24 protein-coding genes are annotated in these 23,670 nt (G+C 63.8%); 15 read left to right on the top strand and 9 right to left on the bottom strand.

Annotated elements, in window-relative coordinates; genetic code table 11:
• Positions 1–153: 153 nt before the first annotated feature.
• Positions 154–1,179: an XdhC family protein gene (locus AB870_RS16570; protein WP_047905555.1), complete on the bottom strand. Its 1,026-nt coding sequence runs from the start codon at positions 1,177–1,179 to the stop codon at positions 154–156.
• A gap of 404 nt (positions 1,180–1,583) precedes the next feature.
• Between AB870_RS16570 and AB870_RS16565 the strand changes: the two genes are divergently transcribed.
• The 5 genes from AB870_RS16565 to AB870_RS16545 all read left to right on the top strand — a co-directional run bounded on the left by AB870_RS16565 (position 1,584) and on the right by AB870_RS16545 (position 4,976).
• On the top strand, positions 1,584–2,201 hold the full coding sequence (locus AB870_RS16565; RefSeq protein WP_053059415.1) for a CoxG family protein: 618 nt from the start codon (positions 1,584–1,586) through the stop codon (positions 2,199–2,201).
• A gap of 157 nt (positions 2,202–2,358) precedes the next feature.
• Positions 2,359–2,835, top strand: a complete 477-nt coding sequence (locus AB870_RS16560) for a winged helix-turn-helix domain-containing protein (RefSeq protein WP_084663793.1) — start codon at positions 2,359–2,361, stop codon at positions 2,833–2,835.
• Positions 2,836–3,009: 174 nt separating this feature from the next.
• Positions 3,010–3,645 (top strand): cytochrome b/b6 domain-containing protein, encoded by a 636-nt coding sequence (locus AB870_RS16555; protein ID WP_167362714.1) that lies wholly within the window; start codon positions 3,010–3,012, stop codon positions 3,643–3,645.
• A 120-nt stretch (positions 3,646–3,765) separates the two neighbouring features.
• Positions 3,766–4,584 (top strand): molybdopterin-dependent oxidoreductase, encoded by an 819-nt coding sequence (locus AB870_RS16550; protein WP_047908312.1) that lies wholly within the window; start codon positions 3,766–3,768, stop codon positions 4,582–4,584.
• Positions 4,585–4,691: 107 nt separating this feature from the next.
• Positions 4,692–4,976, top strand: a complete 285-nt coding sequence (locus AB870_RS16545) for a hypothetical protein (RefSeq protein WP_047905553.1) — start codon at positions 4,692–4,694, stop codon at positions 4,974–4,976.
• 131 nt (positions 4,977–5,107) lie between these two features.
• On the opposite strand, the gene modC is transcribed toward AB870_RS16545, so the two are convergent.
• The 4 genes from modC to AB870_RS16525 all read right to left on the bottom strand — a co-directional run bounded on the left by modC (position 5,108) and on the right by AB870_RS16525 (position 8,859).
• Positions 5,108–6,214, bottom strand: a complete 1,107-nt coding sequence (modC, locus tag AB870_RS16540) for a molybdenum ABC transporter ATP-binding protein (RefSeq protein ID WP_047905552.1) — start codon at positions 6,212–6,214, stop codon at positions 5,108–5,110.
• Positions 6,204–6,902 carry a molybdate ABC transporter permease subunit gene (gene modB / locus AB870_RS16535; protein ID WP_047905551.1) on the bottom strand — a complete coding sequence of 233 codons (699 nt, stop codon included), beginning with the start codon at positions 6,900–6,902 and terminating at the stop codon, positions 6,204–6,206. The genes modC and modB overlap by 11 nt, the downstream gene beginning before the upstream one ends.
• Positions 6,903–6,927: 25 nt before the next feature.
• Positions 6,928–7,761, bottom strand: coding sequence for a molybdate ABC transporter substrate-binding protein (gene modA / locus AB870_RS16530; protein WP_237169965.1), 834 nt, complete (start codon positions 7,759–7,761; stop codon positions 6,928–6,930).
• Between the two features lie 432 nt (positions 7,762–8,193).
• Positions 8,194–8,859 carry a TetR family transcriptional regulator gene (locus AB870_RS16525; RefSeq protein WP_047905550.1) on the bottom strand — a complete coding sequence of 222 codons (666 nt, stop codon included), beginning with the start codon at positions 8,857–8,859 and terminating at the stop codon, positions 8,194–8,196.
• A gap of 488 nt (positions 8,860–9,347) precedes the next feature.
• Here AB870_RS16525 and AB870_RS16520 point away from each other — a divergent pair, with 488 nt between their 5' ends.
• The 8 genes from AB870_RS16520 (at position 9,348) to AB870_RS16485 (ending at position 18,957) form a co-directional block, all read left to right on the top strand.
• Positions 9,348–10,580, top strand: a complete 1,233-nt coding sequence (locus tag AB870_RS16520; RefSeq protein WP_047905549.1) for an efflux RND transporter periplasmic adaptor subunit — start codon at positions 9,348–9,350, stop codon at positions 10,578–10,580.
• A 15-nt stretch (positions 10,581–10,595) separates the two neighbouring features.
• Positions 10,596–13,775 carry an efflux RND transporter permease subunit gene (locus AB870_RS16515; RefSeq protein WP_047905548.1) on the top strand — a complete coding sequence of 1,060 codons (3,180 nt, stop codon included), beginning with the start codon at positions 10,596–10,598 and terminating at the stop codon, positions 13,773–13,775.
• A 3-nt stretch (positions 13,776–13,778) separates the two neighbouring features.
• Entirely contained in the window at positions 13,779–15,266 is a 1,488-nt protein-coding gene (adeC, locus tag AB870_RS16510; RefSeq protein ID WP_047905547.1) for an AdeC/AdeK/OprM family multidrug efflux complex outer membrane factor, read from the top strand.
• 368 nt (positions 15,267–15,634) lie between these two features.
• Entirely contained in the window at positions 15,635–15,892 is a 258-nt protein-coding gene (locus AB870_RS16505; protein ID WP_047905546.1) for an acyl-CoA-binding protein, read from the top strand.
• Between the two features lie 564 nt (positions 15,893–16,456).
• Positions 16,457–16,861 carry a hypothetical protein gene (locus AB870_RS26810; protein ID WP_167362713.1) on the top strand — a complete coding sequence of 135 codons (405 nt, stop codon included), beginning with the start codon at positions 16,457–16,459 and terminating at the stop codon, positions 16,859–16,861.
• Positions 16,858–17,823: a PilW family protein gene (locus tag AB870_RS16495; RefSeq protein WP_064674856.1), complete on the top strand. Its 966-nt coding sequence runs from the start codon at positions 16,858–16,860 to the stop codon at positions 17,821–17,823. Before AB870_RS26810 ends, AB870_RS16495 begins: the two co-directional genes overlap by 4 nt.
• Positions 17,802–18,440, top strand: coding sequence for a pilus assembly PilX family protein (locus tag AB870_RS16490; protein ID WP_167362712.1), 639 nt, complete (start codon positions 17,802–17,804; stop codon positions 18,438–18,440). Before AB870_RS16495 ends, AB870_RS16490 begins: the two co-directional genes overlap by 22 nt.
• A 19-nt stretch (positions 18,441–18,459) precedes the next feature.
• Positions 18,460–18,957, top strand: a complete 498-nt coding sequence (locus AB870_RS16485) for a GspH/FimT family pseudopilin (protein ID WP_047905542.1) — start codon at positions 18,460–18,462, stop codon at positions 18,955–18,957.
• A gap of 24 nt (positions 18,958–18,981) precedes the next feature.
• On the opposite strand, the gene AB870_RS16480 is transcribed toward AB870_RS16485, so the two are convergent.
• The 3 genes from AB870_RS16480 to AB870_RS16470 form a co-directional block, all read right to left on the bottom strand.
• Positions 18,982–19,554, bottom strand: coding sequence for a DUF3318 domain-containing protein (locus AB870_RS16480; RefSeq protein ID WP_053059414.1), 573 nt, complete (start codon positions 19,552–19,554; stop codon positions 18,982–18,984).
• A gap of 13 nt (positions 19,555–19,567) precedes the next feature.
• The gene (locus AB870_RS16475) at positions 19,568–19,951 is read right to left on the bottom strand and encodes a phage holin family protein (protein ID WP_047905541.1); all 384 of its coding nucleotides are present in this window, start codon (positions 19,949–19,951) and stop codon (positions 19,568–19,570) included.
• Between the two features lie 96 nt (positions 19,952–20,047).
• Positions 20,048–20,356, bottom strand: coding sequence for an ElaB/YgaM/YqjD family protein (locus tag AB870_RS16470; protein ID WP_157112362.1), 309 nt, complete (start codon positions 20,354–20,356; stop codon positions 20,048–20,050).
• A gap of 215 nt (positions 20,357–20,571) precedes the next feature.
• Between AB870_RS16470 and AB870_RS16465 the strand changes: the two genes are divergently transcribed.
• Positions 20,572–21,210, top strand: a complete 639-nt coding sequence (locus AB870_RS16465) for a peroxiredoxin (RefSeq protein ID WP_047905540.1) — start codon at positions 20,572–20,574, stop codon at positions 21,208–21,210.
• Positions 21,211–21,417: 207 nt separating this feature from the next.
• Here the strand turns inward: AB870_RS16465 and AB870_RS16460 are convergent, their stop codons facing one another.
• A complete protein-coding gene (locus tag AB870_RS16460; RefSeq protein ID WP_047905539.1) occupies positions 21,418–22,611 on the bottom strand; it encodes an acyl-CoA dehydrogenase in 1,194 nt (397 codons plus the stop codon).
• 180 nt (positions 22,612–22,791) lie between these two features.
• Between AB870_RS16460 and AB870_RS16455 the strand changes: the two genes are divergently transcribed.
• Positions 22,792–23,640, top strand: a complete 849-nt coding sequence (locus tag AB870_RS16455) for an IclR family transcriptional regulator (protein ID WP_237169964.1) — start codon at positions 22,792–22,794, stop codon at positions 23,638–23,640.
• The last annotated feature ends 30 nt before the right edge of the window (positions 23,641–23,670 follow it).

Here is a 23,670-nt window from a genome sequence, read left to right as displayed (position 1 = left end):
CAGTACCACTCTGCAACGAGTGAGCGAGTTGCGCCGCCATGTGCTTCGTGGCGGCGCTTTTTTTGTTGCGCCGAAGCCGCGCCGAGGCCACGCCGGATACACCCGGCTGCCCCCGGCCGCAGGGGGCCACGCCGACCCGCACGGCGTCAATGCTCAGGCGGCGCTGCGGCAGTCGTCGGTGGACGTCCCGCTGCGGGCAGCCGTGTCTTCGGTGCACACCGCGAACGTCTGCGTGACGGCAATGCCGTTCTTGATGGCAGTCATCTCGGCAAGAATCGCGACGGCAATCTCGGCGGGCGTGCGCGCACCGAGGTGCATGCCGACCGGCCCATGCAGGCGCTCGATTTCCGTCGTGCTCAAATCGAACAGCGACAGGCGTTCGCGACGTCGGGCATTGTTCAGGCGCGAGCCGATGGCGCCGATGTAGAACGCCGGTGACTTCAGCGCTTCGAGCAGCGCCATGTCGTCGAGCTTCGGGTCGTGCGTGAGCGTGAGCACCGCGCTGTGCGAATCGAGCTGCAGACGCACGATGAGGTCGTCGGGCATCTCACGCGAGAGTTCGGTCCCGGGCACCTGCCATTCGTGCGCATACTCGCTGCGCGGCTCGCAGACGATCACGTGATAGTCGAGGGCGCAGGCCATGCTCGCCACGTACTTCGAGAGTTGTCCTGCGCCGATCACGACCAGCCGATGACGCGGACCATGCGATGTGATGAGACGCTCGCCGTCGAATTCGACGGACGGTGTGTGATGGCCCGGCGCCATGCGCACGGCGCCCGTCTTCATGTCCAGTTCGCGAACGACGAGGCGGAACTGGCCGATGGCGTCGAGAAGCGCTTCGATGCGCGAAGCTTCCCGCACGGGTTCGAGCACGAGTTGCAGTGTGCCGCCGCAGGGCAGGCCGAAGCGATGCGCTTCCTCGGCCGTCACACCGTAGCTGGTGATTTGAGGGCGATCCTGGGGCCAGTCGCCGGCGCGAATGCGAGCGACGAGATCGTCTTCGACGCAACCGCCGGATACGGAGCCGACCAGATGGCCGTCTTCCCGGATTGCAAGCATCGACCCCACGGGGCGCGGGGCCGAGCCCCAGGTGCGCACAACGGTGCCCAGCGTGACGAAAAAGCCCGCGCGGGTCCACTGTACGGCGGACTTCAGCACTTCCAGATCGACACTGTCCATAGCACTCGCTTCCTTCGCCAATACGCGGGCCGCCGCCGTGTGGCCAAAGGCCTCCGGGGATTCCGATAGCGCGCCGCCCGATGTGATGCGGTGAGTATATCGCGCCTTGGCGAGCGCTGTATTCCAGCTGATATTCCGGTCGGTCGTACCGGCAGCGGTCCACAGCGGTCCACAGCCGTCTGCGTGGGTCCGCAACGGCTCGCCGGTACGGAGGTGCCGGCGAGCAGGGCCCGGGCGGGCGCGTGCGCGGGGTGAACTGCCGCACGTGTGATCTGAGGAGCGGTAACTCATGTCACAATAGTTCGATGTTCGAGACAACGCCGCACCGCTCCACCGCTTTCCTTCCCATTCGCGGCAGGACGCACCGTCCGCGACAGCCGTCGCGCGCTCAAGGAGACGAAGCCATGGAACTACAGAGCAGCCGGCAACTTCCGGTTTCCCGGGACGTCGCATGGATCGCCCTGAACGACCCCGGCGTATTGCAGGGATGCATTCCGGGGTGCGAGTCGATCGAGCGGATCGACGACACGACGTGGACGATCGTCGTGGCCGCCACGCTTGGTCCCGTGGGCGGGCGCTGGAGCGGGCGCATCAAACTTACCGACGTGGTCGCGCCCACGGCCTACACCCTGACCTTCGACGGGCTGGGGTCGTCTGCCGGACTCACGCGCGGCCGGGCCGTCGTCACGTTGCATTCGCAAGGACCGATGACGACATTGCTGACGTATGACCTCCAGGCGAAGTTCGGCGGCGAATATGCGGGACTCGACACACCGCAGATGGATGGCGCGGCGCGCGAACTCGCCGACGAATTCTTCCGTCGTCTGAGCCTGGCGATCGCGCCGCATCATCGGCTCAACGATCCCGTCGCGGCCGACGGCGAGGTCGCGGCTGCGCTCGCCACCGACGCCGCCATGCGCGACATGCCGTCGGCACGCGGTAAGATGGCGCGCTGGTGGCCGTGGGCCGTCGCGCTGCTGGTGCTGATCTTCATCGTGCTGTGGGGCAACCATGCCAGTTGAGCGCCGTCGGCGGCAAGGCGCAATCGGCGCGCAAGCCGCGAAGCGGGGAAATGACGAGAACGAAGCGAACCACGGTAATGAAGGTGATGAAGGCGATGAGGGCGATGAGGGCGATGAGGGCGATGAGGGCGATGAGGGCGATGAAGAGGGCGCTGCGATGACATCGGCCAACCACAACGAAGCGCAGGACTCGCTCGCCAGCGAATTGCTCGCGACGGCCGAGGCGCTGGAAGCCGCGGCCCGGGAGCCGGCGGCGGCCGGTGTGGCAGGCTACGACGTTCGCGTGCGAATTCGCGACGGCGAGACGCCGGTGTTCGGCCCGGGGCGTTTGACCTTGCTGCGCGCCATCGACGCCACCGGGTCGATCTCGGCAGCGGCGCGTCGCATGAACATGTCGTATCGGCGCGCGTGGCTGCTCGTCGAAGCGATGAACCACGAATTTCGCGAACCGCTCGTCATGCGTCACATCGGCGGCGTGTCCGGCGGTGGGGCGCAACTTACGCCCTTTGCGCAGAATCTCGTCGCGCATTACGACACTCTCATCAAAGAAATCCGCTCGCTCATCGACGCGCACGTTCCGACCTTCGACGCGTATCTCAAACGCGGCGCGAACGTCGCGCCGGACGACGCATGACACCGCACAACGACACGTAAGAACGTATAGCGACGCCGCTTGCTACACCGTTTGTCATTCCTTATTCAGGGCATTCCTCGTTTTTCACGAAAACGTTAAGTTTTTGTGAGGACTTCGTCACCGCAGCGACGCGACACTAGCGCCATCGAAAGTCACTTTTTGATGGAGACGCCGATGTCCACTTTGACGAAGTCCGTGCCCCCTGCGGCACCGTCTCCCGTGCATGGCGCACCGGTGCAACCCGGGTGGCTGCGCGTGACCCACTGGCTCAATGTGCTGGCGGTCGTCGCGATGATCATGAGCGGCTGGCGCATCTATAACGCGTCGCCCATCTTCGCCTTTCGCTTCCCGAACGAAATCACGCTTGGCGGCTGGCTCGGCGGCGCGTTGCAATGGCATTTCGCGGCGATGTGGCTGCTGGCGGCCAACGGCCTGATCTACCTGGCGATGAACCTGGCGAGCGGGCGCTTCTCGCGGCGCTTTTTTCCACTGACACCGATCGGCGTGGTGCGTGAGCTCGTTGCGGCGCTGCGAGGCCGCCTCGCGCACGACGATCCCGGTCACTACAACCAGGTGCAGCGCGCTGCCTATCTGTTTGCGGTGCTCGATCTGGTGTTGCTCGTCGCGTCGGGACTCGCCATCTGGAAGCCGGTGCAGCTTGGCTGGCTGGTCGCCGTCTTCGGTGGTTTTCAGGGCGCGCGTCTGGTGCACTTCATTGCCATGGCAGGACTGGTGGCATTTATCGCGGTCCACGTGGCGATGGTGGCACTGGTGCCGCGCACGCTGCGCACCATGATTACGGGACGCTGAGCGCGTTGGCGGCGGAGAAGTTCGAAACGACGCCGGGCGACGTCAGGCATCGTGAACCCCCAGCACGGCACGAACGAGACGAACGAGACGAACGAGACGAAAGATCAGGACGGTACTGCCATGACACTCGAACGCAAACCCCGGATCGTCGCGCCCGACGCGCCGATCGTCCGCGACGGCGAGGCCGTGCTTCGCGAAGCCCGCGCGCTGGTGGCGCGCCGTGTCACCGAGCCCTCGCGCCGCGCGTTTCTCACGCGCACGCTCTCGCTCGGCGGCGTGGCGCTGCTCTCGGGCTGTTCGCTCAATGACAACGCCAGCGTGGAGTCGGCGTTGATCAAGATCTCGCGCTGGAACGACCGTGTACAGGCGGCGCTGTTTCGCAAAGACGCGCTGGCGCCGACGTTTCCGGCGTCTGCCATTACGCGTCCGTTCCCGTTCAATGCGTTCTACCCGATCGACGACGCGCCCGACGTGGACGAGACCGATTACCGGTTGGAGTTATCCGGGCTGATCGCGGACAAGGCGCCCTGGCGACTCGATGCGTTGCGGGATTTCGCCGCGACGCGTGCGTCCGAGCAGATCACCCAGCATATCTGCGTGGAGGGATGGAGCGCCATCGGCCGGTGGGGTGGCGTGACGTTCGCCGACTTTCTGCGTCGCATCGGCGCAGACACTTCCGCGAAATACGTTGGCTTCAAGTGCGCGGACGATTACTACACGAGCATCGACATGCCGACGGCGCTGCATCCGCAGACGCTGCTCGCGCTGACCTACGACGGCCGGACGCTGCCGAGGGAATACGGCTTTCCGATGAAGCTGCGTATGCCGACGAAGCTCGGCTACAAGAATCCCAAACATATCCAAGCGATTTACGTGACCAACACGTATACGGGCGGGTACTGGGAGGACCAGGGCTACAACTGGTTCGGCGGCAGTTGATGCGACACCCCGGGGCGGCTCGACCGGCCTGGGCGCACAACGCTGCACGATGGACGGGACGCGCAGGCAGCGTCTCGATGGAAACTTCTCACTCTTGGAGGAATAGCATGAAGACACGATATCTGGCAGTGATGGCAATGGGTCTGGCGCTCGGTACGGGCGCAGCGTTTGCGCAGGACGCCATGAGCAAGGGTGACGCCATGGGCAAGGGCGACGCGATGGCCAAGGGCGATGCCATGGGCAAGGGCGGCGCGATGGCGAAGCACGATGCGATGGGCAAGCACGACGCGATGAAGAAGGGCGACGCCATGGGCAAGGGAGACGCGATGGGCAAGGGCGACGCGATGAAGAAGGGCGACGCCATGGGCAAGGGCGACGCGATGAGCAAGTAAGGCGCATCGCGGCAGGTAGGCATCAAAGCATCAGGGCGTCGCAGCGGAATTCCGTGGCGACGCCTTGTGCTTTGGCCATGTTGCCGATTCGCTACGCGGCCCCGACGGACGCGCGGTGTTTCGTCATCGCATCATCGCGTCAGTGCTACCGATTTGACGAGCAAATACACGTCGCGGCCCGGGGCGAGCCGCAACTGGTCGGCGGAGTAGCGCGTGATCCGAGCCCGAAGGGAGGTTTGCGCACCCCCGCCGAGTAACGCCGCGTCGACCTCCACCGCGTCGCCCAGATCGCGCAGCGTCGACACGCGTGCGCGAAGTACGTTGAGCACGCTTGTGTCGGCCGGTGCGGAGGTGGCGACTGCCACGTCGCGCTCGCGCACGAGTATGCGGCAGGCGTCTCCCGGCGCCCCGCCCGCGCGCGGCACACGCAGCCGAACGGTCTCGCTGCCATCGACGGCAAGCTCCGTGAGTCCGTATTGCGTGTCGTGCGCGACGATGCGCGTATCCAGCACCGTGCCCGGCGATTCCGTCGTGCCGTCGAGTGCGTCGCGATGCAGGTTGAGGACATCGGCCGGCGCGCCCTGCGAGATCGTGCGTCCCTCCCTGAAGAGCACCACCTGATCGGCGAGCCGCATGACCTCGTCGAGCGAATGCGTGACGTACAGCACCGGCAACTTCAGTTCGTGACGAATGCGGTTCAGATAGTCGAGGATTTCGAGACGTCGCGCATGATCGAGCGAAGCGAGCGGCTCGTCCATGAGCAGCATGCGCGGGCATGACAGCAACGCTCTGCCGATCCCCACCCGCTGCTTCTCGCCGCCGGACAGCGCGCCCGGACGCCGGTTCAGCAGGTGGCCGAGGTTGAGCACCTCGAGCACATGTTCCAGCGCAATGGCGCCGCCGCCCGCCGCCGCAACGTCACGGCGGCGCAGCCAACGTCCGAACAGCAGATTCTGCCGCACGGTGAAGTGCGGCAGCAGGCGCGCGTCCTGAAATACGTAGCCGATGCGGCGGCGCCACGTCGGCAGCGCGATACCGTTGGCCCTGTCGAAGAGCACGTCGCCGCCCACGACGATGCGCCCCGCATCCGGCCTGAGCAGTCCGGATACCGCGTTGACCACGGTGCTCTTGCCGCTGCCGGACGGGCCGAACAGCGCGGTCACGCCCATGCCGGCGGCGAATTCGGCGTCGAGCGCGAAGTTGCCGAAGCGATGTGTGAGGCGAACTTCAACCGTCATGGCCGAGCGCCTTGCGATGGCCGAAACGGATCATGACTTCGGAGAAGATGAGTGTGGCGACAGCCAGCACGGTCGATATCGCGCACAGGCGCCAGACCATCGCGTCTCCATCGGGGACCTGCGTGGCTGTGTAGATCGCCAGCGGCAGCGTCTGCGTCTGCCCGGGAATGTTCGAGACGAACGTGATCGTTGCACCGAACTCGCCGAGCGCACGCGCGAACGCCAGCACGAAACCATGCAGCACGCCGGTCGCCGTGAGCGGCAGCGTCACGGTGAGGAATGTGAGCCAGGGACCCGCGCCGAGCGTCTGCGCGGCTTGTTCCAGTTTCGTGTCCGATGCCTCCAGCGCCTGACGGATCGCACGCACGAGCAACGGGAAGCCCATCACACCGGCTGCGAGCGCTGCGCCCGTCCAGCGAAAGGCGAAGGTGAAATGGAACCACTCGCGCAGCAGTTTGCCGATCGCGCCCTGGGCGCCGAACAGCACCAGTAGCGCGAAGCCGACGACGACGGGCGGCAGCACGAGCGGCAAATGCAGGACGGCATCGAGCAGCGCCTTGCCGCGAAAACGCCGGCGTGCGAGCAGCCAGGCAGCGGCGTAGGCGAACGGCAGGCTGCATAGCGTGCCCCACAGGCCGACGCGCAGGCTGAGTTCGACGATGCCCCATTCGTCCGGGGTCAGGCCCATGTCTGCAATGTCCTCGGGTGCCGGATCAGGGACGGCTGAAACCGAAACGCTGGAACGTGGCCTGAGCCGCCGGCGTTAGCAGGAATTTGTAGAACGGATCGGCGTCGGCACGATTGGCCTGCTTCGTCACGGCGACCGGATAGACGATCGGAGCATGACTGTCGGCGGGAAACGTGCCGGCGATGCGCACCCGCTTCTCGGCGTTGGCATCCGTCTTGTAGACGATGCCGTACGGCGCTTCGCCCCGTGCGACCAGAAGCAGCGCATTGCGCACGTTGTCGGCGGCGGCGACTTTGCCCTGCACTTTCGGCCAGATACCGAGCTTTTCGAGGGCGGCCTTGCCGTAGAGGCCCGCCGGCACGTGGGCCGGATCGCCCATTGCGAGCTTGCCGTTGCCGATTTTCGCATCGAGGTCGGTGCCGGACCTGAGGTCGACGTCGCCGGTGGTCGTGGCCGGCGCAATCAGCACCAGTTCGTTGCCCAGCAAATTGCGGCGCGTGCCCGTGTCGATCAGGTCATGCTTCTGAGCGTAATCCATCCAGTCCTGGTCCGCCGAAATGAACACATCGGCCGGCGCGCCTTTCTCGATCTGGCGCGCGAGCGTCGAACTCGCGCCGTACACCAGTACCGGCTTCTTGCCCGTCTCCTTCGTGTAGGCGGCCGACAGGTCGTCGAGTGCATCCTTCATGCTGGCTGCGGCAAACACTTGCTGGGCGGCGGTGTGGCCCGAAAACAACAGACTGGCGCCAACGGCGGCGATGCCCAGCGAGCGGCGCAGCACCGTGCAGGTCGCTCGCGTGGCCTGCGTGGCTCGCGATTTCAGGCTAACGGTAACGGGAATTGCGACAGCAGCTTTCACGAAAAGGGTCTCCGGCGGGTAGTGCCAAAGCCGACGCGACGTGCGACGTCGAACCTCGGTGGCAATCATCAGTGTGGCGTCAATGCGGCGTGTCGGCATCGGCGGGCCGGGGCGTGCGGGCGCGGCCGGGCTGCGAATGGCTAAAGAATGGCTGCGCAGGCGGGGCCTCCGATGCGTTGTGTAGGATTATATATAACGCTGCGGCGCTGTACAGCGATATGCGATATCACGGTACGCGAATGGGGTGCGATGCGGCAACGCCGCGTGACAAAACGGAGAAATCGGGACAGTGCGGGACAGTGCGGGACAGTGTGCGTAGGTGATGTCCGTTGAGGAACGGGCCATCGGGTCGCGAGACGGCCGGTCCGGCCGCAACTGCTAATTAATATATGTAGTAAATCGGGGGTGGTCCTTGACGGGACCCTTCGGCGCTCAGGCGGATACCGGCTGACCCGGCTTGCTGCCGGGGCGGAGCATGGCGGGGCTGGTGCGCAGCATGTCGAAAAAACCGTCGACCACGGCGTCGCACTCCGCCCCGAGATCGTAGTCGGGCAGGAACAGCCAGTCCGACATCATGCCGACCACGAGCGCATGCAGCATGATGGCCGCGCGGCGCGTGTCCAGACCTGCCGGCAACTGACCACGCTCGATCGCGCGCTCCATGTCGCGCATGATGCGCTGCTTGCCATCCGCGCAGGCTTCGCGCTGGCGCTCCAGCACCGAGAGCATCTCGTTGGTGTACTCGCATTTGTGGAACAGAATGTCGAGCACGCGGCGGCGGCGCTCGTTGCGAGCCGTTTCCTTGAGCACGAGCTTGCAGATCTCGTGCATGCGCTGCACCGGGTCGCCGTTCTCGGGTTCAGCACATTCTTCGTCGATCATGCGCTCCATCGGCAGACGAATACGGTCCGTCATGGCGTTGAAGAGATCGATCTTGTTCTTGAAGTGCCAGTAAATGGCGCCGCGGGTCAGGCCGGCGGCTTCGGCGATGTCGGCAAGCGAGGTGCGCGACACGCCTTTCTGAGCGAACACCGTCTCGGCGGTATCCAACAACAGATTGCGGGTCTCGATCGCTTCTTCTTTCGTTCTGCGGGCCATCGTCGTGTCACAGGGTCACAGGGGGCGGCGGAAATTGTGGAATGCGATGTAAACGGCGCCGCACTATGGTGCGACGCAATGTGATTTACATACATTCATGAATGTATCTATAATAGCAGCCGCTTGCTCTATTGCACAGGGACCATTTAAGCTGCCTCCTCTAAGGGGAAACCTTCCCGGCCGGAGAGCGCGAATTGGTAAGGACGCGCCGCCTCGTTCGATATGAGGTGCGCATGCCAAGGTCGCCTGATGTCCCGGAGCCTGTTCGACGATCTCACTCGAGTGCCAGCGTGCGCGGCGACCGCCGCGCCCGGGGACGTCTTGTTGGCCCGCCACGCGGGCTTGTCTCCGGCGGCCCGCTCACCACGGGCCTTTTGGCATTCGCCGCCCGCCTTGTGCGACGGGATTGCGGACCGGCCTTCGCCGTCGCAATCGTCGCAACGTATTCGTCATTTTGTTTGACCGCATTCCATTTATCGGGGGCGTATATGCACGTCAAGAGAAGTTCACTGGGGATGGTCACTGCCGTAGCGTTCGCGGTATTGACCCTGGCCGCGTGCGGCAAGAAGCCGCAGCAGCCGCAGGGCATGGTGCCGGAAGTCGGCGTCGTGACGCTGCAACCCCAGAGCGTTACGCTGACGACCGACCTGCCCGGCCGCACGGCACCCTATCGCGTCGCCGACGTGCGTGCGCGAGTCGACGGTATCGTGCTCAAGCGCGATTTCACCGAGGGCGGTGACGTCAAGGCAGGCCAGCGTCTGTACAAGATCGATCCGGCAACCTATCAGGCCGCTTACGAAAACGCCAAGGCAACGCTTGCGAAGGCCGTGGCGAACCAGGCGTCCACCAAGCTGCTGGCCGATCGCTACAAGCAACTGGTCGCCGTCGAAGCCGTGTCGAAGCAGGACTACGACAATGCAGTCGCCGCGGCGCTGCAAGCCGATGCCGACGTTCAGGCCGGCAAGGCGGCGGTCGATACGGCGAAGATCAACCTCGGTTACACCGACGTGCCGGCCCCGATCTCGGGCCGCACCGGCCTGTCGCAAGTGACCGAAGGGGCCTACGTGCAAGCCGGCGCGGCCACGCTCATGACGACCGTGCAGCAGATCGATCCCATGTACGTGGACGTGACGCAATCGGCCGCCGACGGCCTGCGTCTGCGTCGCGCACTGGCCGACGGCAAGCTCCAGAGCGCCGGCAAGAACGCCGCCAAGGTCGAGTTGACGCTGGAAGACGGCACGACCTACCCGCTCGAAGGCAAGCTCCAGTTCTCGGACATCACCGTAGACCAGACGACCGGCTCGGTGACCGTGCGCGCAATCTTCCCGAATCCCAACCGCGAGTTGCTGCCCGGCATGTTCGTGCACGCCAGACTCCAGGAAGGCGTGAAGGAAGGCGGTCTGCTGGTGCCGCAGCAAGGCGTCACGCGTGACCAGAAGGGGCAGCCCACGGCGCTGATCGTGAATAAGGAAGGCAAGGTCGAGCTCCGTCAACTCGTCACCGACCGTGCGATCGGCGACAAGTGGCTGGTGAGTTCGGGTCTGGCAGCCGGCGACCAGGTGATCGTGTCCGGTCTTCAGAAGGCGCGCCCGGGCGCGCCGGCGAAGGCGGTTCCGGCGCAGTTGCCGGGTACCCAGGCGCAAGCCCCGGCGGGTGCCAGCGCACCGGCCGCTGCGAGCGCATCGCAGGCCAACGCCGCCTCTAGCGCCAAAGCCCAATAACGCGGAGCCTCATTCATGGCAAAGTTTTTTATCGATCGCCCGATCTTTGCTTGGGTGATCGCCATTGTCATCATGCTGGCCGGTGCGCTTTCGATTCTGAAGCTGCCGGTCTCGCAGTACCCGCCGATCGCACCGCCGTCCGTGCAGATCACCGCGACCTATCCGGGCGCTTCGGCGCAGACCGTGCAGGATACGGTCACGCAGGTGATCGAGCAGCAGATGAACGGTATCGATCACCTGGAATACATGTCGTCGACGTCCGACGGCTCGGGTACCGCTCAGATCACGCTGACGTTCGCGCAGGGGACCAACCCCGACATCGCTCAGGTGCAGGTGCAGAACAAACTGCAACTCGCCACGCCGCTGCTGCCGCAGCAGGTGCAACAGCAGGGTATCAAGGTGGCCAAGGCAACCAAGAACTTCCTGCTGGTGATCGGTGCGTATTCCGATGACGGCACGATGACCGACATCGATCTGGCGAACTACATCGCTGCCAACGTGCAGGATCCGATCAGCCGTGTGAACGGTGTGGGTCAGGTCCAGCTGTTCGGTTCGCAATACGCCATGCGCGTGTGGGTCGATCCGCAGAAGCTCAACGGCTACAACCTGACCGTCATCGACGTCTCGAACGCCATTCAGTCGCAGAACGTGCAGATCTCGGCCGGTGAACTGGGCGGGGCGCCGGCGGTCAAGGGCCAGCAGCTCAATGCGACCGTGACGGCGCAGAGCCGTCTGCAAACGCCGGAGCAGTTCCGCAAGATTCTGCTCAAGGTCAACAAGGACGGCTCGCAGGTGCGTCTGGGCGACGTGGCGCGCATCGAACTCGGCGGCGAGTCGTATCAGGTGGTGGCGCGATACAACGGCAAACCGGCAGCCGGTCTGGCCATTACGCTGGCCACCGGTGCGAACGCGCTGCAAACGGCGACTGCCGTCAAGCAGCAGGTCACCGAGCTCGAACCGTACTTCCCGCAGGGCATGAAGGTCGACTATCCGTACGACACCACGCCGTTCGTGAAGATTTCGATCGAGGAAGTGATCAAGACCCTCATCGAAGGTATCGTGCTGGTGTTCCTCGTGATGTATCTGTTCCTGCAGAATCTGCGGGCGACGATCATCCCGACGATTGCCGTGCCGGTCGTGCTGCTCGGTACGTTCGGCATCATGGGGGCCGCCGGCTTCTCCATCAACACGCTCTCGATGTTCGGTCTGGTGCTGGCCATCGGTCTGCTCGTCGACGATGCCATTGTGGTGGTCGAAAACGTCGAGCGGGTGATGGCCGAAGAGGGGCTCAGTCCGAAGGAAGCGACGAAGAAGGCGATGGATCAGATCGTCGGCGCGCTGGTGGGTGTGGCGCTCGTGCTCTCGGCGGTGTTCGTGCCGATGGCATTCTTCGGTGGCTCGACCGGTGCGATCTATCGCCAGTTCTCGCTGACCATCGTGGCCGCCATGGCGCTCTCGGTGCTCGTGGCTATCGTGCTGACGCCGGCCATGTGCGCGACGATCCTCAAGCCGATCAAGAAGGGCGAAGTTCACGAGAAGCGCGGCTTCTTCGGCTGGTTCAACCGCAAGTTCGACAACGGCTCGAAGGCGTATCAGGGCCAGGTGGAGCGCATTCTGAAGCGCACCACACCGTTCGTTGTCGTCTACGTGGTGATCGTGGCGGTGGTGGGCTTCCTGTTCGTGCGCATGCCGACCGCATTCTTGCCGGACGAAGACCAGGGGTACTTCTTCAACCTCGTGCAATTGCCGCCGGGCGCGACCCAGGAACGTACGCTCGACGTCATGAAGCAGGTCGAGAAGCACTACCTCGAGAAGGAAAAGGATTCGGTTCGTTCGATCTTCACGGTGACGGGTTTCGGCTTTAACGGCCGGGGTCAGAACGTGGGTCTGGCGTTCACGATGATGAAGCCGTGGGAAGACCGTCAGTCGTCCGACCTCAAGGTGCAGGCCGTGATCGCGCGTTCCTATCAGGCGTTCGCCAGTGTGAAGGACGCCATGATCTTCGCCATCAACCCGCCGTCGGTGCCGGAACTCGGTAACGCGGGCGGTATCGACTTCGAGTTGCAGGATCGCGCAGGCCTTGGCCACGACGCGCTCATGGCGGCCCGGAATCAGTTGCTGGGCATGGCGGCGAAGAATCCGAACCTCGCGAACATGCGTCCGAACGGTCTGGACGACACGCCGCAGTACAAGGTAGACGTCGACGAAGAGAAAGCCGCGGCGCTGGGCCTGTCGATCTCGGACGTCTACCAGACGCTGTCGGCATCGTGGGGCTCGTCGTACGTCAACGACTTCATCGACCGCGGTCGTGTGAAGAAGGTGTACGTGATGGCGGAACCGAAGGACCGGATGCTGCCGCAGGACATCAACAAGCTCTACGTGCGCAACAGCAGCGGGACGATGGTGCCATTCTCGGCCTTCGCCACGGGCAAGTGGACGTACGGCTCGCCGCGTCTGGAGCGTTACAACGGTGTGCCTGCCGTGGAAATCCAGGGCATGCCGGCACCGGGCAAGTCGTCGGGCGATGCGATGAAGGCCGTGGAAGAAATCGCGAAGCAACTCCCGCCGGGTATCGGTCTGGAGTGGACGGGGCTGTCGTTCGAAGAGCGTATTTCGGGCTCGCAGGCGCCGGCGCTGTACGCGATCTCCATCCTGATCGTGTTCCTGTGTCTGGCTGCGTTGTACGAAAGCTGGTCGATCCCGTTCTCGGTGATTCTGGTGGTGCCGCTGGGCGTGCTGGGTGCACTGTTGGCGGCGACGCTGCGCGGACTGTCCAACGACGTGTACTTCCAGGTGGGTCTGTTGACGACGGTGGGTCTGTCGGCGAAGAACGCGATTCTGATCGTGGAATTCGCCAAGGATCTGCAAGAGCAGGGACGCACGCTGATGGAAGCAACGATGGAAGCGGTGCGACTGCGTCTGCGACCGATTCTGATGACGTCGATGGCGTTCATTCTCGGGGTGCTGCCGCTGGCGATCTCGAACGGTGCGGGCTCGGCGTCGCAGCACGCGATCGGTACCGGTGTGATCGGCGGTATGCTGGCCGCGACGTTCCTCGCGATCTACTACGTGCCGGTGTTCTTCGTGCTGGTGCGCAAGCGCTTCGCACATGAGGATCTGGACACGGTGGAGCATCCGGAGGCACGTCATGAAAACCCGGACGCAACCGGCGGCCCCGCCAAGGAAGGAAACTGACCTATGAAGCACAAAGCATTGCCGATTGCCTTGGCGGCAGCGTTCCTGGCAGGCTGTACCCTCGCGCCGCATTACGAGCGGCCCGAGGCGCCGGTCGCCACGTCGTTCCCCACGGGCCCGGCTTACAAGACGCCCGCTGCGGCGAACCAGAACGGCGCCGCCGACAGTAATGTCGTGGCCGCCGAGCTGGGCTGGCGTGAGTTCTTCACCGATCCGCGCCTGCAAAAGCTGATCGAGATCGCGTTGCAGAACAACCGCGATCTGCGCGTTTCGATGCTCAACGTCGAAGCCGCCCGAGCGCAGTACCAGATTCAGCGCTCGGCGCTGCTGCCCTCGGTAGGGGCAGCCGGTCAGGCGTCGGTGCAGCGCTCGCCGGCAGATTTGTCGTCGTCGGGCCGCGCCGGCATCAGCCGCAGCTATCAGGTCGGCGTGGGCTTCACGTCGTACGAACTCGATCTGTTCGGTCGTATCCAGAGTCTGAAGGATCAGGCGTTGGAGACGTATCTGGCGAGCGAGGACACCGCCAAGGCTGCGCACATGACGCTGGTCTCGGAGGTCGCGACGGCTTATCTCACGTGGCTGGCCGATCAGGAACTGCTCAAGCTCACGCAGGACACGCTCAAGAGCCAGCAATCGTCGTATGACCTGACCAAGCGCAGCTTCGACGTGGGCACGGCTTCCGGTCTCGATCTGCGTCAGGCGCAAACGCCGGTCGATACGGCGCGGGCCAACTTCGCGCAGTACACGCGTCAGGTAGCGCAGGACGAGAACGCGCTGGCGCTGCTCATTGGCCAGCCGTTGCCGGCCGATCTGCCGCCGGGACGTCCGCTCGACGGGCAGGGCCTGCTGGCCGATCTGCCCGCCGGGTTGCCGTCGGATCTGTTGCTGCGTCGCCCCGACGTGACGGCCGCCGAACACACGCTCAAGGGCGCCAACGCGAACATCGGTGCGGCACGCGCGGCGTTCTTCCCGTCGATTTCCCTGACGGCAAGCGCAGGCACGGCGAGCGCCTCGTTGAGCAATCTGTTCAAGGGCGGGCAGGGCGCATGGTCGTTCGCACCGACCATCACGCTGCCGATCTTCGCGGGCGGGCAGAACATCGCCAACCTCGATCTGGCCAAGGTGCAAAAGCGCATCGAGATCGCCAACTACGAGAAGTCGATTCAGACGGCGTTCCGCGAAGTGTCCGACGGGTTGGCCGCACGCGGCACGCTCGACGACCAGATCGCGGCGCAGGAGTCGCTGGTGAAGGCGAGCGACGAGAGCTACAAGCTCTCGGACATGCGTTACCGCAAAGGCGTGGACAGCTACCTGAACGCGCTCGTTGCACAACGCACGCTGTACTCGGCGCAGCAAACGCTGATCGCAACGCGTCTGGCGCGTTGGACCAACCTCGTCACGCTGTACAAGGCGCTTGGCGGCGGCTGGGAAGAGCACAGTGTGCCGGCGAATGCCGGTGCGGCGTCGGCGCCTGCGGCATCGGCGTCGTGATCTCGCGGCGCGATACGAAGGCGCTCCGATGCACCTGAAGCCCTCGCCGTGAGGTAAGTCTCACAAATCGAAACGCCCGGCACGTCAACGCGCCGGGCGTTTTGCATTGAGGCACCATGCGGCATGGTTTCTTGAAAAATCGACTCAGTTCCCAAGAGGTTTAGACGCGGGGTTCTACGCTGGCCTCTACCTTGAGCGGACCATCGTCGCTATCCTTGATCGCGTTGTATTCGCAATACCTCCGTGCGTCGACGCGAGAGCTTTTCCGGCCTTTTTGACCTTTTTCGACGTCTTTCGACGTTTCCGGCCCTCGCCGTCCCGTCGCGCGGGACATTTATAAGCTGACCGTATTCCCAGGGAGAGACACCATGAGCGATCTTCAAGCCCGCTTCGACGAGGCCGTAGCCCAATCCAAGACGCTGCCCGAACGCCCCGACAATCTGACGCTGCTGCGCATCTATGCGTTGTTCAAGCAGGGCACCGAAGGCGACGTGACCGGTTCCCGCCCCGGTGCGATGGATTTCGTCGCACGCGCCAAATTCGATGCGTGGGAAATGCTCAAGGGCAAGTCGAAGGAAGAAGTCCAGCAGGCTTACGTCGAACTCATCGACTCGCTCAAGGGCTGATCGAGGACCGCGCACCCGCGTCGTGCGACGCGCGGCATCGCGGCGTCACGGCGTCACGGCGTCACGGCGTCACGGCGGAGCCTCACCAAGGCGCATTGCGCAACATGCCAGGAACGGCGACTTCGGTCGCCGTTTTTTTGTGCGTGAAATTCAAGCGTGAACGCGTGACATGGCGGTATCCCGCAGTGCGTACGCGAAGAGTGAGGTGGCCGATAGCGGGGGTGGATTTGCGGTGTTGTCCGATTGGCGTGATGGCAGCGGCGCGCGACGATGGACGCGTCGCCAACCCTCAACGAGATAAGGACTCCGACCATGCAACAGGATCGCCATCACATGATGCACATGACCGGCCAACACACGTCGCGAGATGTGCGCACCGATCGGCGGATGCGCCGCGCGCGAACATTGCCGGTGCAACATCCGGGAGTGCCGTCCCCAGGTGAGGCACGCCCGCGTTCGCTTCCGCGAATGAAGGGCGGTGACGCGCGATCGCGGGCAGCGACGTCTTCGGGAGTCACCGCCGCGCTCGCCCGCCATGCGCATGGCATACGCCGCCGTCACGCCATGCGAGGCGCTGCGCTGCTCGATGTGATGTTCACGCTGACTGCCTTGATGGCGGGAGCGCAAGGCTTTGCGCATTGGCAGGCGGCTGGTGGCATGTCGTCTGCGGAGCTTGCCGCTACACCGAAGGTGGTCATGATGGCGATGCCGGGACTCGCCGGGCGGGACGCGACGCCCATCGCGCAGCGACGCTGGCTGGCATCAGGCGGGATGTCGGTGGCGACCGACGCATCGGCCGCACGGGACTCAGGGGACGCATGGGCTGCATGGGACGAACGGGACGCATGGGACGCACCGGATGTGTCGCGGCCATCTCTGTCATCGCTGTCATTGCCGACGGACGCGCCGATCACCACAGCCTTCGTCGCCACGAATGGCAGCCTGGTCGGCGGCCGTCAGCCATCATGACCACGCGCGACCTCCTCGACCCGGCGACGCGACGGTACCGGGCAAGGGGCTTCACCTTGCTCGAATGGGTGATCGCCATGCCGCTGGGCCTGCTCATTGTGACGGCGGCGACGGCGATCTATCTGGCGGGTATTCGATTATGGCGAGTACAGGCCGAGCGATACGACGTGAACGAGCGCGCCATCTTCGCGCTCACGCAACTTTCGCGCGCGGTTGGCATGGCGGGCTATCGCAACTGGGATCCAGTCGAAGGATTGATCCGTCCGCTCAACGATGGAGGCAAGCGCGACTGGCCGTCGCTTCGCGCCAGTGCGGAATGCGCCAGCACGATAGACACCTGCCCGAAGCGCGGTTGGCAGGGCAGTTCGATCCTTGAGGTGCAATTTCACGGCGCCGGGTTCGGCGACGACAACGGCAATGGCAGTGGCGCGGTACAGAACTGCGCCGGCATGAATGTCATCGCACGAAGCGGTGACGACAACCGCAATCTGAGCATCTTCTACGTCGACAAGGGCGAAGACGGCATTCCCTCACTGTTTTGCCGCTATGGGGAGCGCGCGGCGCATTTCACCGATTTGCATCCCGCGCAGGTGTTGGTTGCGGGTGTGGAAGCGATGTACCTGCGCCTTGGCATCCGGACAAACGGCACGGGGCCGTTACGTTGGGTGTCGCCGGTCAAAAGCGCGCGTCGCAAGCCGCCGAATCCGCCTGCCGGCTCCGGCGGTTGGGAGAACGTGAGCGCGGTGGCGATCTCACTCGTGCTGCGCGGTGCGCCGCGTGCCGGTGGCAAAACGCGCGCCGGGCGAACCGTCGAGGTGTTCGACAAGGCGACGGGCGGGCGTGAGTACAAATGGTTTTCCAACGCCGGCAACGTTCATCTTCACGTGTTCAACGCGGTGGCCTATCGCCGCAACGATGGCGGTATTGGCGAGGAGGCGGCATGGTTGGTGTCTTCATCGTAATGTGGCTGGCAGCCCTGATGACGCTCGCTGCGTCAGGCATGCAACACCGGCAGATGGCGATGCGCTTCATTGCGTACACCAACGACAGGGCCGAGGCGTTCGTGGCGGCCGACAAGGCACTTCTGGCGGCCCGTGAAAAACTTGTGAATGGCGAGCAGGCCGCCAATATCGCGGCGTTGGCCGAGTTCGAAAGGGGACCGCACGGCGTGATCGCTGCAAGCTATCTCACGGGCTTTCGGGAGCAGAACCGCGTGGTGGGGTGGGCGAAGGTCGACTGGAACGGGCGAGACGTCACGGCAACGGACAACGCACGGTACTTCATCGAGCGAATTGCCTTTACCGGTGTCTTTCCCGATCCCCCGTTGGCGACGGCTGCGAGGGAGTCGCCGATACGCCGCTACCGGGTGAGTGCGATGGGCTGCGGCAAGCTGCCGGGGACTCGCGTCTTCCTGCAAGCGGTCTATGAGGTGAGAACACCACGCGGGCGAGGCGCAGGCCGGGGCGCGCCGGATACATTCTCGTCGCGCTTGCTGAACTGGCGCGAGGTGGTTGCGTGGCACGACAACTCGGCACTCAAGGCTATGCCGGGACGGCGTCGTGAGCGATGCGATGTGTGAGCGAGGCGGGATAGGCGCAATGCGCGGCGTCACCTTGATTGAATGCCTCGTCGCGATGGCGGTGCTCGCGATTGCCTTGCTGGCGGTGGCACCATCGATAGAGGCGGCGCGGCGGCGCGTGGGAGTGGACATCACGGCGCGGGCCTTCATGGCGACGATGCAGTCCGCGCGCGCCGAGGCGCTGGGCCGGCATCGCCGGATTGCGATCGCCCCGCACGACGGTGCGAGTCTGAGCAGCGGCTGGATCACGTTTGTCGACGAGAACCGCAATCATCGCTTCGATGATGGGGAATTATTGCTGGCCCGCCATGCGCCCTTGCCGCAGGGCGTTTCCATCGAAGCGAGATGGGGCTTGTACTACACCGAGGGACTCGCGTTCTCGGAGAGTGGATTCATCCGGACGGAAGCGCGTAAATGGCTCTCGGGGACAGTGCGAATCGCAGGGCACGACCGGCGCATCTGCATCACCATCAACGCCTATGGTCGCGCCCGCGTTGCAAAGCGCTGCGACGCGTAGACGGGCATCGACGGGCATCGACGCTCACATTGACGGCGGGGCGCCGCGCTTGTCGGCTCTGGAGTCGGCTCTGGAGTCGGCCCTGGAGTCGCTCCGGGAGTCGGCAGCGACCGCGGCACTCGTCGCGCGCGCCGTTGCCGCGGCGGCAGTGTCCGGCGCTTTCGTCTGCGAAGCCGACGACTTCGTCGATTCCTGCCACAGCTTGATGCCCTGCCAGGCGAGTACTCCGAGGCCAACCCATTTGATGCCGTGCCGTGCGAGGCGTCCGATCGACGTATGCGACAAGCCGGTGAGCGCGATCGAGGCCACCGAACTCACGAGCGGGTAGCGTTCGAGCAGCCCACCCAGTTTGAGACCCGAATTGGCGAGTCCACCGAGGCCGGAGAGACCGGCGAAACCGCCGGGCAGCAGATAGCGAACCCAGCGGAAGTTGCGCAGCCGTTCGCGCGTCATGTGCGAGGCCTGAATCAGTTCGGCGCGTTCGACGGCGATGCGCGTGAGCACGAGTTCCTTGCGAATGGCGAGGAGTTCGTGGCGCGAACGCCGCGACTGTCGCGGGCGGCGTGGGCGTTGAGTGCGGTTCTGTTCCAGCGGCACGGGCAGATCTCCTTCAGTCCGGACGCAAAGCGTCGCGGTCCTTTTCGAACTCGGCCAGCGTGGCTTCGAACGGCATCGGCGCATCGCGCAGAATGTTACGGGCGCGCATGGCGCACCAGCTTGCGAGCAAGAGATACACGATGAAGATGCCGCACATGGCCTGGAGGCGATAGGTGTCCCAGAAAATCACGATTACCAGCGCGGTCAGCGACACGAGTGCGAGAACGCCGAAGAGCATTGCGGCGAGGCCGAGAAAAGCCACGCCCATCAGGCGTTCCTTTTCTTCGGTCAGCTCGATGCCGATGAGTTCGATGCGCGACTGTACGATCTCGAGCAACGCACCGGCGAGGCGCCGCAGTGAAGGCCGCGGCGGGGTCGTGCGATCATTGTCGGTCATGGGCAGAACTGGGCGGCCCACCCGACCCGTCGCACCGGTCAGGCAGGCTCCGCCTCGGGCAGAGTAGGCGAGAGAGTGGCTTGCGTCGGTGCAGGCTTACTTGCGATTGAGCAGCAGGCCGATCACCACGCCGATACCGGCGGCGATGCCCACAGCCTGCCACGGGTGGTCATGCACGTAGTCGTCCGTTGCACGAGCGGCCTGCTTGCTCTTTTCCACGACGACGACCTGAACATCCGAGGCCTTTTCCTTGGCTTGCTTGAGCAGCGCGAGGGCCTTGTCGCTCAGTTCGGAAGCCCGTTCGCCGGTCGTGTTGGCAGCTTGCTTGAGCAGGTCTTCGGCGTCGGCCAGTACGGATTTGATATCGGTCATGAACTTCTCCTTGTTGGTATGCGCTTGCGACATAGTCGTTACCCGGTTCTGGGAGGAAAATGCGGAAGGGATGTGCAGCTGATATGAGCGTATCGTACCGCTTTCAACGCTTCGTTGTCAGAAAACAACACCAGGACAACGGTATATTTCGAAACGTTATTTGGAACAAATTTTTTATTCGTTCTGACTAAGCTTAGCATCCTTTAGTCTTGATCCCACTAAGTTTTAGGTTTTCAAGGAGACCGTAAATGACACTGCGTTTGGGTGATATCGCTCCCGATTTCGAGCAGGATTCGTCGATCGGCACGATCAAGTTTCATGAATACCTTGGCGATGGCTGGGGTGTCCTTTTCTCGCATCCGGCCGACTACACGCCGGTATGCACGACTGAACTCGGTCTGACCGCCAAACTCAAGGGCGAGTTCGAAAAACGTAACGTGAAAGCCATTGCGCTGTCGGTCGACGATGTCGAATCGCACAAGGGCTGGATCAACGACATCAACGAGACGCAGAACACCACGGTCAACTTCCCGATCCTGGCCGACAAGGACCGCAAGGTTTCACAGCTGTACGACATGATCCACCCGAACGCCAGCGAAACGGTGACGGTGCGCTCACTGTTCGTAATCGATCCGAAGAAGAAGGTGCGTCTGATCATTACGTACCCCGCCAGCACGGGCCGCAACTTCGATGAGATCCTGCGCGTGATCGACTCGCTGCAACTGACCGACAATTACTCGGTCGCCACGCCGGGCAACTGGAAAGACGGTGAGGACGTCGTGATCGTGCCGTCGCTCAAGGACGAAGCCGTGCTCAAGGAAAAATTCCCGAAGGGCTACAAGGCCGTGCGTCCCTACCTGCGCCTGACGCCGCAACCGAACAAGTAAGCCGGTAGCAAACCGTCGGCGGCGGTGAGGGCAAAAAGCCAGCTCAGCCAGCTCGGATGAGCTGGCTTTTTCGTTTGGTACGCGCCGTCACTCGTGGGATTGACGGCCCGCGGCATGCGGCTCGAGAACGACGCGTACCGGACAAATGCGCCCGCGCGTCGATGCATCGATGTGTCGATGTAACCGACGCGCGGCCGCTTCGATACCTCAGAAGAAAGCCTGAATGCCGGTCTGAGCGCGCCCCAGAATCAGGGCGTGAATGTCATGCGTGCCTTCGTAGGTGTTGACCACTTCAAGGTTCACGAGATGACGGGCAATGCCGAATTCGTCCGAGATGCCGTTGCCGCCGAGCATGTCGCGCGCGAGACGAGCGACGTCGAGCGCCTTGCCGCATGAGTTGCGTTTCATGATCGACGTAATCTCGACCGCGGCCGTGCCCTCGTCCTTCATGCGGCCCAGACGCAGACAGCCTTGCAGGCCCAGTGTGATTTCCGTCTGCATGTCGGCCAGCTTTTTCTGAATCAATTGATTGGCGGCGAGCGGCCGGCCGAATTGCTGACGGTCGAGCACGTACTGACGCGCCGTGTGCCAGCAGAATTCGGCGGCGCCCAGCGCACCCCAGGCGATGCCATAACGCGCTGAGTTCAGGCACGTGAACGGCCCCTTCAGACCGGAGACGCCCGGCATCAGGTTCTCTTCCGGCACGAACACCTGATCCATCACGATCTCTCCGGTGATCGACGCTCGCAAGCCGACCTTGCCATGGATCGCGGGAGCGGACAGACCCTTCCAGCCCTTTTCCAGGATGAAGCCGCGGATCTTTTCCTCGCCGTTGTCGTCGGCGAGCTTGCCCCACACGACGAACACATCGGCGATGGGCGAGTTCGTGATCCACATCTTGCCGCCGCTCAGTTCATAGCCGCCGGCGACCTTCCTGGCGCGCGTCGTCATGCCGGCAGGGTCGGAGCCGTGATTCGGTTCGGTCAGGCCGAAGCAGCCGATCCACTCGCCGCTCGCGAGCTTCGGCAGGTACTTCTGCTTCTGCGCTTCGCTGCCGAATTCATGAATCGGCACCATGACCAGCGAGGACTGCACCGACATCATCGAGCGATAGCCCGAATCCACACGCTCGACTTCGCGCGCGATCAGACCATAGGCAACGTAGTTGAGGCCGGGGCCGCCGTATTGCTCCGGAATCGTCGGGCCAAGCAGGCCGATCTCGCCCATCTCGCGAAAGATCGACGCATCGGTGCGCTCATGACGGAACGCTTCGAGCACGCGCGGGGCGAGCTTGTCGTTCGCATACGCGGCGGCGGCGTCGCGAATCATGCGCTCGTCGGTAGTGAGCTGCGCGTCGAGCAACAGCGGATCTTCCCAGTGAAACTGTGCATTGCCTGCCATGACCCATCTCCTCCGTTCAACTTGACGAAAGTTCCGCAATGCGGAACAATGTTCTGAAATCGAAGTTAGTTTAACACTAAAGTTTTTTGCCGGGCAACGGCTAGTGCGTACACTGGCCGAATCTGTTTCTCGGGACTGAAATCCCGGGATCGAAAGCGAAACGAAAAAGCGGAGTACGCGATGGCTGTGATCCGAACGACCCTGTCTGCCCTTGCCGGTGCACCGGCGCATGGCGTGCCGCCGTCGCACGACGAGCGCAAGTTCGTGACGGCGCTCGCGCGCGGTCTGGAATTGCTGCGCGCCTTCGGGCCGGACGACACCTTGCTCGGCAACCGCGATTTCGCGGCACGCACCGGATTGCCCAAGGCGACTGTCAGCCGTTTGGCCTACACGCTTACCGAGCTGGGTTATCTGCGTTACGACGCCGAGCTGGGCAAGTATGCGCTGGACGCCGGCGTGCTGGCGCTCGGCTACGCCTTCCTCAACGGCACGGACATGTTGACGCTCGCGCGTCCGCACATGCGTGCGCTGGCCAGGGAGATGGGCTGCTCCATTTCGCTGGGGTGTCGAGAAGGGCTGGACATGATGTATCTGGAGACGATTCGTAGCGACTCGGCGCATCTCACGCTTGGCCTGAGCGCCGGCTCTCGTCTGTCGATGTTGACGAGTTCGATGGGGCGCGTCTACCTCGCGGCCATGACGCCGACCGAGCGCGAGACGATGCTCTCGGATCTGCACGACGCCTACGACGCGAATCCGGCGGCACTTCGCAACGTCGGATGGGATGCGTTGCAGTCCGGCGTCGATAAAGCCATCGAGTCTTACAAGCGGGAAGGATGCTGCTACTCGTTTCGTGAGTGGCACGAGGGTGTGAACGCGGTGGCGGTGCCGCTCAGGGACGTCCGGCAAAATCGCTGGCTCGCGATCAGTTGCAGTGGGCCGTCGTCCTCGATTCCGGATTCGGTGTTTCGTGACGAGATCGGACCTCGATTGAAACAGTTGGCGGCGCGTCTTGGCGGACAGTCCTGATCGACGGGCAATCGCCGCTGCCCCGAACAC

The sequence above is a fragment of the Pandoraea faecigallinarum genome (genome assembly GCF_001029105.3).
GTDB classification, from domain to species: Bacteria; Pseudomonadota; Gammaproteobacteria; order Burkholderiales; family Burkholderiaceae; genus Pandoraea; species Pandoraea faecigallinarum.
The sequence above is the reverse complement of the archived record's forward strand: the minus strand, read 5'-3'. Positions and strand labels throughout refer to the sequence as shown.